Origin of the sequence: Pseudomonas sp. 8O, assembly GCF_902506495.1 — a bacterium.
Lineage (GTDB): Bacteria > Pseudomonadota > Gammaproteobacteria > Pseudomonadales > Pseudomonadaceae > Aquipseudomonas > Aquipseudomonas chaetocerotis.
This window is the reverse complement of record NZ_LR733265.1, coordinates 1,159,686-1,173,909: the sequence shown is the minus strand read 5'-3', so window position 1 is coordinate 1,173,909 and position 14,224 is coordinate 1,159,686. Positions and strand designations below refer to the sequence as shown.

Sequence of the window (14,224 nt, the reverse complement as noted above, 5' to 3'; positions counted from 1 at the left end):
ATGCGTGTTGCCGATTTCCACTTTGACCTTCCTGAGTCGCTGATCGCCCGTCATCCACTGGCCGAGCGTCGTGCCAGTCGCCTGTTGCAGCTCGACGGCCCAAGCGGTGAGCTGCGCCACGGCCAGTTCACCGATGTGCTGGAACAACTGCGTCCTGGTGATCTCATGGTGTTCAACAACACTCGGGTGATTCCGGCGCGTTTGTTCGGCCAGAAGGCCTCCGGCGGCAAGCTGGAAGTGCTGGTGGAGCGTGTGCTCGATCAGTATCGCGTGCTGGCCCACGTGCGCTCGAGCAAGTCGCCCAAGCCCGGTTCGCAGATTCTCATCGACGGTGGCGGCGAGGCCGAGATGGTCGCACGTCACGATGCGCTGTTCGAGTTGCGTTTCGCCGAGCCGGTGCTGCCGCTGCTGGAGCGCGTCGGGCACATGCCGCTGCCTCCTTATATAGACCGGCCGGATGACGAGGCGGACCGTGAGCGCTATCAGACCGTCTATGCGCAGAAGGCGGGTGCCGTAGCGGCTCCGACTGCGGGTCTGCACTTCGATGACGAGCTACTGGCGGCGATCCGCGCCAAGGGTGTGGACACCGCGTTCGTGACGCTTCATGTCGGTGCTGGCACCTTCCAGCCAGTGCGGGTCGAGCGTATCGAAGATCACCATATGCACAGCGAGTGGCTGGAGGTCGGTCAGGACGTGGTCGATGCCGTGGCGGCTTGTCGCGAACGTGGTGGGCGGGTGGTCGCGGTCGGCACCACCAGCGTGCGTTCGCTGGAAACCGCCGCGCGCGACGGTGAGTTGAAGCCCTTCAGCGGTGACACCGACATCTTTATCTATCCGGGGCGCCCGTTCCATGTGGTCGATGCTCTGGTGACCAATTTCCACCTGCCCGAGTCGACCCTGCTGATGCTGGTGTCGGCCTTCGCCGGTTATCCCGAAACCATGGCCGCCTACCGCGAAGCCGTGGCGCAGGGTTATCGCTTCTTCAGTTACGGTGATGCGATGTTCATCACCCGCAATCCCGCCGCGCGCGGGCCCGAGGTTTGAGTATGTCGCGCACCTGTCGCATGTCCTTCGAGTTGCTGGCCACCGACGGCAAGGCCCGTCGTGGTCGCCTGACCTTTCCGCGTGGCGTGGTGGAAACCCCGGCCTTCATGCCGGTGGGCACCTATGGCACGGTCAAGGGCATGCTGCCGCGCGACGTCGAGGACATCGGCGCGCAGATCATCCTCGGCAACACGTTCCACCTGTGGCTGCGTCCAGGCATGGAGGTGATCAAGAAACATGGCGACCTGCATGACTTCATGCAGTGGCAAGGGCCGATCCTCACCGACTCCGGCGGCTTCCAGGTGTTCAGCCTGGGCGCGATGCGCAAGATCAAGGAAGAGGGCGTGTACTTCGCCTCGCCGGTCGATGGCGCCAAGGTCTTCATGGGGCCGGAAGAGTCGATGCAGGTGCAGCGTGACCTGGGTTCGGACATCGTGATGATCTTCGACGAATGCACGCCGTACCCGGCTGAATTCGACGTGGCCAAGCGTTCGATGGAACTGTCGCTGCGGTGGGCCAAGCGCTCGAAGACCGCGCACGGTGAGAGCAGCGCAGCGCTGTTCGGTATCGTCCAGGGTGGCATGCATGACGAGCTGCGCATGCGCTCGCTCGAAGGACTCTGCGAGATCGGCTTCGACGGCCTGGCCATTGGCGGACTGTCGGTGGGTGAGCCGAAGGAAGAGATGATCCGGGTGCTGGATTTCCTGCCGCCGCACATGCCGGCCGACAAGCCGCGCTACCTGATGGGCGTAGGCAAGCCGGAAGACCTGGTCGAGGGCGTGCGCCGTGGCGTGGACATGTTCGACTGCGTGATGCCCACGCGCAATGCGCGCAACGGCCACCTGTTCGTCGACACCGGTGTGGTGAAGATCCGCAACGCCGTACATAAACACGATGATTCGCCGCTGGATCCGACCTGCGACTGTTACACCTGCAAACATTTCTCGCGCGCTTATCTGCACCATCTGGACAAGTGCGGCGAAATGCTCGGTAGCATGCTCAATACCATCCATAACTTGCGGCATTATCAGCGGGTTATGGCTGGTTTGCGCGAGGCTATCGGACAGGGTACATTGGCCGCCTTCGTCGAAACCTTCTATGCCAAGCGCGGCCTGCCTGTGCCGCCGCTTGACTGATTCCCGAACGATTCAAGATCTTTTCCATTAGGAGTGTTACATGAGCTTTTTCATCCCTGCCGCTTACGCTGACACTGCGGCTGCTGGCCCTGCCGGCAGCGGTTTCGAGTGGGTCTTCCTGATCGGCTTCCTGGTCATCTTCTATCTGATGATCTGGCGTCCGCAGGCCAAGCGCGCCAAGGAACACAAGAACCTGCTCGGCAACCTGCAGAAGGGCGACGAAGTGGTCACCAGCGGTGGTATCGCTGGCAAGGTGTCCAAGGTTGCCGATGATTTCGTGGTGATCGAGGTGTCTGACACCGTCGAGCTGAAATTCCAGAAGCAGGCCATCGCCGCCACTCTGCCCAAGGGCACGCTGAAAGCCATCTGATTCGGTTCTCGGTTTTTCCATTCCACGGGGCGCTTATAGCGCCCCGCGTCTTAAACGGGCGGCCCGTTCATGCTCAATAAATACCCTCTGTGGAAGTACCTGCTGATTTTGTCCGTTCTGGCAATCGGCCTGGTGTACTCCATTCCCAACCTTTATCCAGACGATCCTGCCGTGCAGATCAGTGGCGCCAGTTCGGCGCTGAGCATCGAGCAGGCGGATGTAGACCGTGCCAGCAAAGCGCTGCAGGACGCCGGCATTTCCGTCAAGGCGGCCAGCGTCGATGAGCGTGGCCGTGGCGGTCTGATTCGTCTGATCAAGCAGGACGACCAGTTGCCGGCCAAGGACATCGTCCGTCGTGCTCTGGGCGATGATTACGTCGTGGCGCTGAACCTGGCGCAAACCACCCCCGACTGGCTGCGTAGCCTGGGTGCGAGCCCGATGAAGCTCGGCCTGGACCTGTCCGGCGGTGTGCACTTCCTGCTGGAAGTCGACATGGACAAGGCGCTGGATGTGCGCCGCAAGGTCTATGAAGGTGAAATCAAGAGCCTGCTGCGCAAGGAGCGCATTCGCTACCGCAGCATGCCGGAAAGCAACCAGCGCATTCAGCTCGGCTTTGCCGACAGTGACGCGCTGGAAAAGGCCCAGCGCCTGATCCGCAAGGATTACAGCGATTTCGAACTGACTACCGTCGAGCGCAATGGTCAGCAGGTCCTGCAGTTGGGTCTGACTCAAGCGAAGATCGCCGAGATTCGCGAATACTCGATTCGCCAGAACCTCACCACTGTCCGCAATCGCGTCAACGAGCTGGGTGTGGCCGAGCCGCTGGTGCAGCGCCAGGGTGCCAATCGCATCGTGGTGGAACTGCCGGGCGTACAGGACACTGCCGAGGCCAAGCGTATTCTCGGCAAGACCGCCAACCTGGAGTTCCGTCTGCAGGCTGACCTCGATGCCCCGCGCGGCGCGACCGAGTCCTTCGGTTTTCGCGAGGAAGGTCGTCCGCCGGTCCAGTTGGAGCGTGAGCTGATCATTACCGGTGACCAGGTGACCGACGCCCAGGCCAGTTTCGACGAGAATGGTCGTCCGCAGGTGAACATTCGCCTCGACGGCCACGGCGGCGATCTGATGAATCGCGCCACGCGCAACAATGTCGGCCGCAGCATGGCGGTGATCTTCATCGAGCAGAAACCGGTCACCCGCTACGTGCGCCAGAACATCGATGGCGTCGAGCAGGAAGTTGCCGTTTCTTCGTTCGTCGAAGAGAAGAAGATCATCAGCCTGGCGACCATTCAGTCTGCGCTGGGTAGCCAATTCCGTATCACCGGTCTGAACGGCCAGGGCGAGTCGTCCGAGCTTGCGTTGCTGCTGCGCGCTGGTGGCCTGGCGGCACCGATGTACTTCGCTGAAGAGCGCACCATCGGGCCGAGCCTGGGTGCCGAGAACATTGCCAAGGGTATCGCCTCCACCGAGTGGGCGATGATCTTCGTGGCCCTGTTCATCATAGCCATCTATCGCTTCTTCGGTGTGCTGGCGACCGTTGCCCTGGCATTCAACCTGGTGCTGTTGGTCGGTCTGATGTCGGCGATCGGTGCGACCCTGACCCTGCCGGGTATCGCCGGTATCGTGCTGACCCTGGGTATGGCGGTTGACGCCAACGTGCTGATTTTCTCGCGGATACGCGAGGAGCTGGCCAATGGACTACCGGTGCAGCGTGCCCTGCACGAGGGCTTCGATCGTGCCTATTCGGCGATTCTGGACAGTAACCTGACCACCTTGCTGGTGGGCGGTATCCTGTTCGCCATGGGGACCGGTCCGGTGAAGGGTTTCGCGGTGACGCTGTCGCTGGGCATCATTACGTCGATGTTCACCGCCATCATGTTCACCCGTGGCCTGGTCAACCTGATCTTCGGTGGCCGTAACTTCAAGAAGCTGTGGATCTGAGGTGCAGCCATGATCAAGTCAACCATTCGTTTCATGGCGATCCGCAATATCGCCTTCTCCATTACGGTCGTGCTGACGCTGATCGGTCTCGGCGCGCTGTTTTCCAAGGGGCTGAATTTCGGCCTGGATTTCACCGGTGGCACCCTGATTGAACTGCAGTATGAGCAGCCGGCCAACCTCGACCTGATCAAGACCGAGCTGGGCCAGGCAGGTTATGCCGACGCCGTGGTGCAGAGCTTCGGCGCCAGTACCGATGTGCTGGTGCGTCTGGCTGGCGATTCCCCTGACCTGGGCAATGAAGTCGCGGCTGCGCTGCGCAAGGTCGACGAGGCTGCGCGCTTCGAGGTCAAGCGCGTCGAGTTCGTCGGCCCGCAGGTGGGTGAGGAACTGCGTGACCAGGGCGGTATCGCCATGCTTCTGGCGCTGGGCGGGATCATGCTCTACCTGGCTTTCCGCTTTCAGTGGAAGTTTGGTATCGGTGCGATCGCATCCTTGGTGCACGACGTGGTGATCACCCTGGGTGTGCTGGCGTTCTTCCAGATTCCCTTCGACCTGACGGTGCTGGCGGCGGTGCTGGCGATGATCGGTTACTCGCTCAACGACACCATCATCATCTACGACCGGATTCGCGAGAACTTCCGCGTGCTACGCAAGACCTCGCTGATCGAGAACATCGACGTATCGATCACCCAGACCCTGCTGCGTACCATCGCCACCTCGCTGTCCACTGCACTGGCGCTACTGGCGTTGCTGTTCTTCGGTGGTGACGTGCTGGCGGCCTTCGCCCTGACCTTGCTGGTCGGTGTGGTGGTGGGGACCTACTCCTCGGTCTATATCGGTGCCACGGTGCTGGTGTGGCTGAAGCTCAGCGTGGAAGATCTGATTCCTCCAGCGGCCGAAGCTGAAGCAGACGACGGTCGTCCATGATGTTGTGATGGACTTCATGAAAGACAGCGAAAGCCGCGGCAAGTCGAACTTTTCGCGGCTTTTTGCTGTCCTAGGCAAGGAGAAAGGGCGCGAGTCGCCGAGCCTAGGAGACACAAAAATGAATAAATCACTGTTGGTAGGTGCCGTACTGGGTGCTGTGGGTGTGACCGCTGGTGGTGCTGTCGCCACTTACAGCCTGGTTGATCGCGGCCCGGATTATGCCGAGGTGCTGGCTGTAACCCCGATCAATGAAACCGTGAAAACCCCGCGGGAAGTGTGCAAGGACGTGACGGTCACTCGTCAGCGTCCGGTGCAGGATCAGCACCAGATTGCCGGCACCGCTATCGGCGCCATCGCGGGCGGTCTGCTGGGTAATCAGGTCGGCGGTGGTACTGGCAAGAAGATCGCCACCGTTGCTGGTGCGGTCGGTGGCGGTTACGCCGGCAACAAGATTCAGGAAGGCATGCAGCAGCGTGACACCTATACGACCACCGAAACCCGCTGCAATACCGTGACTGACACCAGTGAGAAGCTGGTGGGCTATGACGTGAAGTATCAGTTGGGCGAGAAGGTCGGCACCGTGCGCATGGAGCGTGATCCGGGCAGCCGCATTCCGGTCAATGATCAGGGTGAGCTGGTGCTGGTGCAGCAGGCTCAGTAAGAGTCTAAAGCAATAAAAAACGCCCTTCGGGGCGTTTTTTGTGGCCTGCCATCCTTGGCGGCCACCCTACGGGCCGTCGCTGCGCGACGTCAAAAATCGCTCCGGGCGATTTTTTATTGCTCGATGGAAGCTCAGCGCTTCATCGAGGGTGCCAGGTGCGGCTGGATCGCGGTCAGTACGGCCTTGAAGCACTTGGTGTTGCCGGCAACGATCTGGCCTTTCTCGAGGAACTCGTGGCTGCCTGTGAAATCGCTGACCAGGCCGCCTGCTTCCTGAATCAACAGGGCGCCAGCTGCCATGTCCCACTCGGACAAGCCGAACTCCCAGAAGGCGTCATAGCGGCCGGCTGCGACATAAGCCAGGTCCAGGCTGGCGGCACCGGCACGGCGTACGCCGGCAGTCTGGCCGACCAGGCTGCGGAACATGCCCAGGTAGTTCTCGAGGTTGTCCAACTGCTCGTTGCGGAACGGGAAGCCAGTGCCCAGCAGCGCACCGTCCAGGCTCTTGCGGTTGCTCACGCGCAGGCGGCGACCGTTGAGGGCGGCGCCACGGCCCCGGCTGGCGGTGAACTCTTCCTGGCGCACCGGATCAAGGACGATGGCGTGCTCGAGGCGACCGCGGTATTTGCAGGCGATGCTGATGGCGAAGTGCGGAACGCCACGGATGAAGTTGGTGGTGCCGTCCAGCGGATCGATGATCCACTGATAGTCAGCGCCGTCGCCACTGCCTTCCAGGACGCCACCTTCTTCCCCCAGGAAGCTGTGGGTCGGGTAGGCCTTGCGAATGGCCTGGACGATCATCAGCTCGGCGGCCTTGTCGACCTCGGTGACGTAATCGTTGGCATCCTTCTCGTCTACCGAGATGACGTCCAGGCGCTCGATGGAGCGAAAGATCATTTCACCGGCGCTGCGAGCGGCGCGCAGGGCGATATTCAGCATGGGCTGCATGGGAGGTTCACCTGGGGCGTTAAAGAAAGCCGGCCATGTTAGCAGAAAACCGTTGTCGTTGAAGCGCCGTCTGTACGTTGCATGGCATTAATCGGAGGGCTTGGGTAAGATCGTTGCCCCCTGAAGATTTCTGAGAGTGTCTGCGTTGCTGGACAATATTCGCGTGGTTTTGGTGGGCACCAGTCATCCGGGCAACATCGGCGGCGCGGCGCGGGCGATGAAAAACATGGGTTTGTCGCGCCTGGTGCTGGTCGAGCCGGAGGATTTTCCTAGTGGCGATGCTGTGGCGCGTGCGTCCGGCGCGACCGATGTGCTGGATGCTGCTCAGGTCGTCGGTAGTCTTGAAGAGGCGCTGGTCGGTTGCAGTCTGGTGATTGGCACCAGTGCTCGCGATCGGCGCATTCCCTGGCCGCTGCTGGATCCGCGCGAGTGCGGCGTGACTAGTTGCGAGCAGGCCGCTGCTGGCGGCGAAGTGGCGTTGGTGTTCGGTCGTGAATACGCTGGCTTGACCAACGAGGAGCTGCAGCGATGTCAATATCACGTGCATATCCCGTCCAATCCCGAGTTCAGTTCGCTGAATCTGGCGGCGGCGGTGCAGGTGCTGGCCTACGAGGTTCGTATGGCGTGGCTCACGGCGCAGAATCTGCCGACCAAGGTAGAGAAGCTGGAAGCCACTGCGATGCTCAACACTCAGGCAGCGACGGCAGATGAGCTGGAGTCCTTCTACGGTCATCTGCGGCGCGTGCTGGTGATGATCGGGTTCCTCGATCCGCAGAAGCCGCGGCACCTGATGACGCGCCTGCGTCGCCTTTATGGGCGCAGTGCGGTGAGCAAGCTGGAGATGAATATCCTGCGCGGCATCCTTACCGAGACAGAGAAGGCCGTGCGTGGAGAGCCTCACAAGCAGGGGAAGTCTGATGTTTGAGCGCATTCGAGAAGATATCCAAAGTGTTTTCCATCGTGATCCGGCAGCGCGCAATGCCTTCGAGGTGGTGACCTGCTATCCGGGTCTGCATGCGGTCTGGTTGCATCGTGTGGCGCATGCTCTGTGGCGTTCGGGTTGGAAGTGGCTGGCGCGCGTGGTGTCCAACTTCGGGCGCTGGATGACCGGTATCGAAATCCATCCGGGTGCCAAGATCGGGCGGCGCTTCTTCATCGATCACGGCATGGGTATCGTGATTGGCGAGACCGCCGAGATCGGTAATGACGTCACGCTCTATCAGGGTGTGACGCTGGGCGGTACCAGCTGGAACAAGGGCAAGCGTCATCCAACCCTGGAGGACGGTGTCGTGGTTGGCGCTGGGGCCAAGGTGCTGGGGCCGTTCACGGTCGGTGCGGGTGCCAAGATCGGTTCCAATGCGGTGGTGACCAAAGCCGTGCCGGCTGGGGCGACTGCAGTTGGCATTCCCGGCAAGATCATCGTCAAGTCCGATGACGAGCAGGAGGCCAAACGTCAGGCCATGGCCGAGAAGATCGGTTTTGATGCCTATGGCGTCGGTCAGGACATGCCCGACCCGGTGGCGCGCGCCATCGGCCAGTTGCTCGATCATCTGCATGCTGTCGATGGTCGCCTGGAGGGGGTGTGCAAGGCGTTGACGGCCCTGGGTAGCGACTATTGCGCCAAGGATTTGCCGACCTTGCGCGACGAGGACTTCGCCGACGTGTGCAAGGATCAGCAGCAGAGTGACAAGCCTGCTGCCTGATGCGCGCAGAGGCGGCATTTGCTATCATGCCGCCTCTTTTTGCGGTCAATCCTGAGTAAATCAATCGGTCTTATAGTTGACTTAAATACTCGGAAATTGCATACTTCGCCGCAATTCAGTGATTCGTGGTAGAGAGCCATGCGACTGACCACCAAAGGCCGTTACGCCGTTACCGCCATGCTAGATCTGGCGCTGCACGCACAGCACGGTCCCGTTTCCCTGGCCGATATATCCGAGCGGCAGGGCATTTCCCTGTCTTATCTCGAGCAACTGTTCGCCAAGCTGCGCCGTGGCAGTCTGGTTTCCAGTGTCCGTGGTCCGGGTGGTGGCTATCAGCTTTCGCGTGACATGCGCGGCATTCAGGTGGCTCAGGTGATCGATGCGGTCAACGAGTCGGTCGATGCCACGCGTTGCCAGGGGCAGGGCGATTGCCACTCTGGCGACACCTGTCTGACCCATCACCTGTGGTGCGATCTCAGTCAGCAGATTCATGAGTTCCTCAGTGGCATCAGCCTGGCCGATCTGGTCGCGCGCCGTGAGGTTCAAGAGGTCGCGTTGCGCCAGGATCAGCGCCGCTGCAATGGCAGGACGCCGCGCCTGGATAAGATTGAAGCGTCTGCCATCGAGTGAGCAGGGCGTTTGCCTGATAGGAGAAACCCAATGAAATTGCCCATTTACCTCGATTATTCCGCCACCACGCCGGTAGATCCGCGTGTTGCGCAGAAGATGAGTGAATGCCTGCTGGTCGACGGTAACTTCGGCAACCCGGCCTCGCGCTCCCACGTCTTTGGTTGGAAGGCTGAAGAGGCTGTAGAAAACTCTCGTCGCCAGGTCGCCGAGCTGGTCAATGCCGACCCGCGCGAGATCGTCTGGACCAGTGGGGCTACCGAGTCCAACAACCTGGCGATCAAAGGTGTAGCGCACTTCTACACCAGCAAGGGCAAGCACATCATTACCTCGAAGATCGAGCACAAGGCGGTGCTGGACACCACCCGCCAACTCGAGCGTGAAGGTTTCGAAGTAACCTATCTGGAACCCGGTGAAGATGGCCTGATCACGCCGGCCATGATCGAAGCTGCGCTGCGTGAGGACACCGTGTTGGTGTCGGTCATGCACGTCAACAACGAAATCGGCACCATCAACGACATCGCTGCCATCGGCGAGCTGACCCGCTCGCGTGGCGTGCTGCTGCATGTCGATGCGGCGCAGTCCACCGGCAAGGTCGACATCGATCTGGAAAAGATGAAGGTCGACCTGATGTCTTTCTCCGCGCACAAGACCTATGGCCCCAAGGGCGTCGGTGCTCTTTACGTGCGCCGCAAGCCGCGCGTGCGTCTGGAAGCGCAGACTCACGGTGGCGGTCACGAGCGCGGCATGCGCTCGGGTACCCTGGCCACTCACCAGTGTGTCGGCATGGGCGAAGCATTCCGTATCGCCAAGGAAGAAATGGCTGCAGAGAATCAGCGTATCGCAGCTCTGCGAGATCGTTTCTACCGCCAGCTGGAAGACATGGAAGAGCTGTACGTGAATGGCAGCCTGACTGCTCGCGTGCCGCACAACCTCAACCTGAGTTTCAACTACGTCGAGGGTGAGTCGCTGATCATGGCGCTCAAGGATCTCGCCGTATCGTCCGGTTCAGCGTGCACCTCGGCTTCCCTGGAGCCGTCCTACGTGCTTCGCGCCCTGGGCCGCAATGATGAACTGGCGCATAGCTCGATTCGCTTCACCTTCGGTCGTTTTACCACCGAAGAAGAGGTCGACTACGCCGCTGCCAAGGTCCGTGAGGCCGTGGACAAGCTGCGCGAACTGTCGCCCCTGTGGGATATGTTCAAAGAAGGTGTCGACATTTCCTCCGTGGAATGGGCAGCACACTGATAGCTGCCGAGGTGGATCGCTCGCTGAGCGATCCCGCCTGAAGAGCGGCACCTGATGAGAGAGGAAGTACAACATGGCTTACAGTGACAAGGTCATCGACCACTACGAAAACCCGCGTAACGTCGGCAAGCTGAACGCCGAAGACCCGGATGTCGGCACCGGCATGGTCGGCGCGCCCGCCTGCGGCGACGTGATGCGCCTGCAGATCAAGGTCAACGAGAGCGGCGTGATCGAAGACGCCAAGTTCAAGACCTATGGTTGCGGTTCAGCTATCGCCTCCAGCTCCCTCGCGACCGAGTGGATGAAGGGCAAGACCCTGGATGAGGCCGAGAGCATCAAGAACACCCAGCTTGCCGAAGAGCTGGCGCTGCCGCCCGTGAAAATTCACTGCTCCGTGCTCGCCGAAGATGCCATCAAGGCTGCTGTGCGCGACTACAAGCAGAAGAAAGGCTTGCTCTGATACGAGGTTTGTAATGGCCATCACCATGTCTGAAGCAGCTGCCCGCCACGTGCAACGCTCTCTTGAAGGGCGCGGCAAGGGCGAGGGTATTCGCCTCGGTGTGCGCACTACCGGTTGCTCCGGCCTGGCCTACGTGCTCGAGTTCGTCGATGAGCTGGCGGCAGAGGATCAGGTATTCGAGAGCCATGGCGTCAAGGTGATCATCGATCCCAAGAGTCTGGTCTATCTCGATGGCACCGAATTGGACTTCGTCAAGGAAGGCCTCAACGAGGGCTTCAAGTTCATCAACCCCAACGTGCGCGGCGAATGCGGTTGCGGCGAAAGCTTCAACGTTTGAGGCGCTCGCGTGGGTAATCCTTGTCATTTCGCCCTGTTCGACCTGCAGCCGAGTTTTCGCCTCGATATGGAGCAGCTGGCTGCTCGCTACCGTGAGCTGGCGCGTCAGGTTCATCCGGATCGTTTCGCCGATGCCGGTGAGCGTGAGCAGCGTCTGGCGCTCGAGCGCTCGGCTTGCCTCAATGAGGCGTATCAGGTTCTGAAAACGCCGTCTCAGCGCGCACGCTACCTGCTTGCAATGCGTGGCCCCGAGCTGCCGCTGGAAGTGACGGTGCAGGATCCGGACTTCCTTCTGCAGCAAATGCAGCTGCGCGAAGAGTTGGAAGAGCTGCAGGATGACGCAGATCTCGCCGGTGTCGCGGCGTTCAAGCGTCGCCTGAAAACAGCGCAGGAGCAGCTCAATGAGTGCTTCGCTGCATGCTGGGACGACGAAGCCCGTCGTGAAGAGGCCGAGCGCCTGATGCGCCGCATGCAGTTTCTCGACAAGCTCTCCCATGAAGTGCGCCAGTTAGAAGAGCGCCTCGACGATTAACCTGTAGGTTGCCACGGCAGCCTGCCTGATGACTTCAAGAAGACCATGGCCTTATTGCAGATCGCCGAGCCCGGGCAGAGCCCGCAACCGCACCAGCGTCGTCTGGCGGTGGGGATTGACCTGGGTACCACCAACTCGCTAGTTGCCGCTGTACGCAGCGGCCTGGCCGAGCCCCTGGCTGACGATGATGGCAAGGTCATCCTGCCGTCTGCCGTGCGTTACCACGCTGGAAGCGTCGAGGTCGGCGAGTCGGCCAGGTTGGCGGCCGCCAGCGATCCGCTCAATACCGTGCTGTCGGTCAAGCGCCTGATGGGGCGCGGTATCGCCGACGTTCATCAGCTCGGCGAGCAGATGCCCTACCGCTTCGCGGCAGGCGAGTCGCACATGCCCTTCATCGAGACGGTGCAGGGGGCGAAGAGCCCGGTCGAGGTGTCGGCGGAAATTCTCAAGACCCTGCGCTTGCGCGCAGAGCAAACCTTGGGCGGTGAACTGGTCGGGGCTGTGATTACCGTTCCGGCTTATTTCGATGACGCTCAGCGTCAGGCCACCAAGGACGCTGCGCGCCTGGCCGGTCTGACCGTGCTGCGTCTGCTCAACGAGCCTACTGCCGCTGCAGTCGCATATGGACTGGATCAGAAGGCCGAAGGTGTGGTTGCCATCTATGACTTGGGCGGCGGCACGTTCGATATTTCCATCCTGCGCCTGACCGGCGGCGTGTTCGAGGTGCTGGCTACCGGCGGCGACAGCGCGTTGGGTGGTGACGATTTCGATCATGCCGTTGCTGACTGGATAATCCAGCAGGCCGGCATTTCCAGTGATCTCGATCCGGCGACCCAGCGCAGTCTGCTGCAGGCCGCCTGTGTGGCCAAGGAAGGGCTGACGGATGCCGATAGCGTCGAGCTGAATCACGGTGATTGGCGTGGTTCGCTGTCACGCACGCAGTTCGAGGTGCTGATCGAGCCGATGGTGGCGCGCAGTCTCAAGGCTTGTCGTCGCGCCGTGCGTGATTCCGGTGTTGAGCTGGAAGAGGTGGGTGCTGTGGTCATGGTCGGTGGCTCCACCCGCGTGCCGCGTGTGCGTGAGGCTGTTGGCGAGCTGTTCGGTCGTGCGCCGCTGACCAACATCGACCCGGATCAGGTGGTGGCCATTGGTGCTGCGATCCAGGCCGATGCCCTGGCCGGCAATCAGCGTGACGACGGCGAGGAGTTGCTGCTGCTGGACGTGATCCCCCTGTCGCTCGGCCTGGAAACCATGGGCGGGCTGATGGAGAAGGTGATCCCGCGCAACACCACCATCCCGGTGGCGCGTGCGCAGGAATTCACGACCTACAAGGATGGCCAGACGGCCATGATGATTCATGTGCTGCAGGGCGAGCGCGAGCTGATCGCTGATTGCCGATCCCTGGCGCGTTTCGAATTGCGCGGCATTCCGCCGATGGTGGCAGGGGCGGCGAAGATTCGCGTGACCTTCCAGGTCGATGCGGACGGTCTGCTCAGCGTTGCCGCGCGGGAGCTGGCTTCCGGCGTCGAGGCGAGCATTCAGGTCAAGCCGTCCTACGGCCTGACCGATGGCGAAATTGCACGCATGCTGCAGGACTCCTTCCAGAATGCTGGAGGCGACAAGGCCGCCCGGGCGCTGCGTGAGCAGCAAGTCGATGGTCAGCGTCTGATCGAGGCGGTCGAAGCGGCGCTGCAGGCCGATGGCGAGCGCTTGCTGGATGCCGAGGAGCGCGAGGTCATCGAGCTGCAGGTGCAGGAATTGCGCGACCTGCTTGCGGGCAGCGATGGTCTGGCGATCGAGCGGCAGACCAAGCGGCTGTCGCAGGTCACTGACGCCTTCGCGGCCCGCCGCCTGGATTCGACGGTAAAAGCTGCGCTGGCCGGGCGCAATCTGAATGAGATCGAGGAATAATTGATGCCGCAGGTAATTTTTCTGCCTCACGAGCGATTTTGCCCGGATGGTCTGGTGGTAGAGGCTGAGCCTGGAGTTTCCATCCTCGAGTTGGCGCACGAGCACCATATCGAGATGGAAAGCGCCTGCGGTGGCGTGTGTGCCTGCACCACCTGTCACTGCATCGTGCGCGAAGGTTTCGACTCGCTGAACGAGGCCGACGAGCTGGAAGAGGACTATCTGGACAAGGCCTGGGGGCTCGAGGCTCAGTCGCGCCTGGCCTGTCAGGCCATCGTCGGCGAGGAAGATCTCACCGTCGAGATTCCCAAGTATTCGCTCAATCACGCAGCTGAAGCGCCGCACTGACGGGCATGGCCGAGTCCCTCATCCGGCGCTTCGCGCCAC

The 14,224-nt window shown here is 61.3% G+C and carries 16 protein-coding genes; 15 read left to right on the top strand and 1 reads right to left on the bottom strand.

Annotated elements, in window-relative coordinates; translation table 11 throughout:
- The 6 genes from queA (at position 1) to GV002_RS18950 (ending at position 6,076) form a co-directional block, all read left to right on the top strand.
- A complete protein-coding gene (gene queA, locus GV002_RS18975; protein ID WP_160019828.1) occupies positions 1–1,044 on the top strand; it encodes a tRNA preQ1(34) S-adenosylmethionine ribosyltransferase-isomerase QueA in 1,044 nt (347 codons plus the stop codon).
- A 20-nt stretch (positions 1,045–1,064) separates the two neighbouring features.
- Positions 1,065–2,180: a tRNA guanosine(34) transglycosylase Tgt gene (gene tgt, locus GV002_RS18970; RefSeq protein ID WP_160020206.1), complete on the top strand. Its 1,116-nt coding sequence runs from the start codon at positions 1,065–1,067 to the stop codon at positions 2,178–2,180.
- Positions 2,181–2,220: 40 nt separating this feature from the next.
- On the top strand, positions 2,221–2,550 hold the full coding sequence (gene yajC, locus GV002_RS18965; RefSeq protein WP_160019827.1) for a preprotein translocase subunit YajC: 330 nt from the start codon (positions 2,221–2,223) through the stop codon (positions 2,548–2,550).
- A gap of 69 nt (positions 2,551–2,619) precedes the next feature.
- Positions 2,620–4,488 (top strand): protein translocase subunit SecD, encoded by a 1,869-nt coding sequence (gene secD, locus GV002_RS18960; RefSeq protein WP_160019826.1) that lies wholly within the window; start codon positions 2,620–2,622, stop codon positions 4,486–4,488.
- A gap of 9 nt (positions 4,489–4,497) precedes the next feature.
- Positions 4,498–5,415 carry a protein translocase subunit SecF gene (gene secF / locus GV002_RS18955; protein ID WP_160019825.1) on the top strand — a complete coding sequence of 306 codons (918 nt, stop codon included), beginning with the start codon at positions 4,498–4,500 and terminating at the stop codon, positions 5,413–5,415.
- A 118-nt stretch (positions 5,416–5,533) separates the two neighbouring features.
- On the top strand, positions 5,534–6,076 hold the full coding sequence (locus GV002_RS18950) for a glycine zipper 2TM domain-containing protein (protein ID WP_160019824.1): 543 nt from the start codon (positions 5,534–5,536) through the stop codon (positions 6,074–6,076).
- Positions 6,077–6,207: 131 nt separating this feature from the next.
- Here GV002_RS18950 and suhB read toward each other — a convergent pair whose 3' ends face one another.
- Positions 6,208–7,023, bottom strand: coding sequence for an inositol-phosphate phosphatase (suhB, locus tag GV002_RS18945; protein WP_160019823.1), 816 nt, complete (start codon positions 7,021–7,023; stop codon positions 6,208–6,210).
- Positions 7,024–7,168: 145 nt separating this feature from the next.
- Here suhB and trmJ point away from each other — a divergent pair, with 145 nt between their 5' ends.
- The 9 genes from trmJ (at position 7,169) to fdx (ending at position 14,185) form a co-directional block, all read left to right on the top strand.
- Positions 7,169–7,948, top strand: a complete 780-nt coding sequence (gene trmJ, locus GV002_RS18940; RefSeq protein ID WP_178094771.1) for a tRNA (cytosine(32)/uridine(32)-2'-O)-methyltransferase TrmJ — start codon at positions 7,169–7,171, stop codon at positions 7,946–7,948.
- Entirely contained in the window at positions 7,941–8,726 is a 786-nt protein-coding gene (gene cysE / locus GV002_RS18935) for a serine O-acetyltransferase (protein ID WP_160019821.1), read from the top strand. Before trmJ ends, cysE begins: the two co-directional genes overlap by 8 nt.
- Positions 8,727–8,864: 138 nt before the next feature.
- The gene (iscR, locus tag GV002_RS18930) at positions 8,865–9,356 is read left to right on the top strand and encodes a Fe-S cluster assembly transcriptional regulator IscR (protein WP_037001944.1); all 492 of its coding nucleotides are present in this window, start codon (positions 8,865–8,867) and stop codon (positions 9,354–9,356) included.
- Positions 9,357–9,386: 30 nt separating this feature from the next.
- Positions 9,387–10,601 (top strand): IscS subfamily cysteine desulfurase, encoded by a 1,215-nt coding sequence (locus tag GV002_RS18925; protein WP_160019820.1) that lies wholly within the window; start codon positions 9,387–9,389, stop codon positions 10,599–10,601.
- Between the two features lie 73 nt (positions 10,602–10,674).
- The gene (gene iscU / locus GV002_RS18920) at positions 10,675–11,061 is read left to right on the top strand and encodes a Fe-S cluster assembly scaffold IscU (protein WP_003246233.1); all 387 of its coding nucleotides are present in this window, start codon (positions 10,675–10,677) and stop codon (positions 11,059–11,061) included.
- A gap of 13 nt (positions 11,062–11,074) precedes the next feature.
- Entirely contained in the window at positions 11,075–11,398 is a 324-nt protein-coding gene (gene iscA, locus GV002_RS18915; protein ID WP_017675181.1) for an iron-sulfur cluster assembly protein IscA, read from the top strand.
- 9 nt (positions 11,399–11,407) lie between these two features.
- Complete coding sequence (gene hscB / locus GV002_RS18910) at positions 11,408–11,929, top strand: co-chaperone HscB (protein WP_160019819.1); 522 nt, start codon at positions 11,408–11,410, stop codon at positions 11,927–11,929.
- Positions 11,930–11,974: 45 nt separating this feature from the next.
- On the top strand, positions 11,975–13,840 hold the full coding sequence (gene hscA / locus GV002_RS18905; RefSeq protein ID WP_160019818.1) for a Fe-S protein assembly chaperone HscA: 1,866 nt from the start codon (positions 11,975–11,977) through the stop codon (positions 13,838–13,840).
- Positions 13,841–13,843: 3 nt separating this feature from the next.
- The gene (gene fdx / locus GV002_RS18900) at positions 13,844–14,185 is read left to right on the top strand and encodes an ISC system 2Fe-2S type ferredoxin (RefSeq protein WP_037049601.1); all 342 of its coding nucleotides are present in this window, start codon (positions 13,844–13,846) and stop codon (positions 14,183–14,185) included.
- Positions 14,186–14,224 lie beyond the last annotated feature (39 nt).

Bases quoted from the DNA above. Each gene is read 5' to 3' on its own strand.
- queA (WP_160019828.1), top strand. From the start codon at position 1: ATGCGTGTTGCCGATTTCCACTTTGACCTTCCTGAGTCGCTGATCGCC.
- tgt (WP_160020206.1), top strand. From the start codon at position 1,065: ATGTCCTTCGAGTTGCTGGCCACCGACGGCAAGGCCCGTCGTGGTCGC.
- yajC (WP_160019827.1), top strand. From the start codon at position 2,221: ATGAGCTTTTTCATCCCTGCCGCTTACGCTGACACTGCGGCTGCTGGC.
- secD (WP_160019826.1), top strand. From the start codon at position 2,620: ATGCTCAATAAATACCCTCTGTGGAAGTACCTGCTGATTTTGTCCGTT.
- secF (WP_160019825.1), top strand. From the start codon at position 4,498: ATGATCAAGTCAACCATTCGTTTCATGGCGATCCGCAATATCGCCTTC.
- GV002_RS18950 (WP_160019824.1), top strand. From the start codon at position 5,534: ATGAATAAATCACTGTTGGTAGGTGCCGTACTGGGTGCTGTGGGTGTG.
- suhB (WP_160019823.1), bottom strand. From the start codon at position 7,023: ATGCAGCCCATGCTGAATATCGCCCTGCGCGCCGCTCGCAGCGCCGGT.
- cysE (WP_160019821.1), top strand. From the start codon at position 7,941: ATGTTTGAGCGCATTCGAGAAGATATCCAAAGTGTTTTCCATCGTGAT.
- iscR (WP_037001944.1), top strand. From the start codon at position 8,865: ATGCGACTGACCACCAAAGGCCGTTACGCCGTTACCGCCATGCTAGAT.
- GV002_RS18925 (WP_160019820.1), top strand. From the start codon at position 9,387: ATGAAATTGCCCATTTACCTCGATTATTCCGCCACCACGCCGGTAGAT.
- iscU (WP_003246233.1), top strand. From the start codon at position 10,675: ATGGCTTACAGTGACAAGGTCATCGACCACTACGAAAACCCGCGTAAC.
- iscA (WP_017675181.1), top strand. From the start codon at position 11,075: ATGGCCATCACCATGTCTGAAGCAGCTGCCCGCCACGTGCAACGCTCT.
- hscA (WP_160019818.1), top strand. From the start codon at position 11,975: ATGGCCTTATTGCAGATCGCCGAGCCCGGGCAGAGCCCGCAACCGCAC.
- fdx (WP_037049601.1), top strand. From the start codon at position 13,844: ATGCCGCAGGTAATTTTTCTGCCTCACGAGCGATTTTGCCCGGATGGT.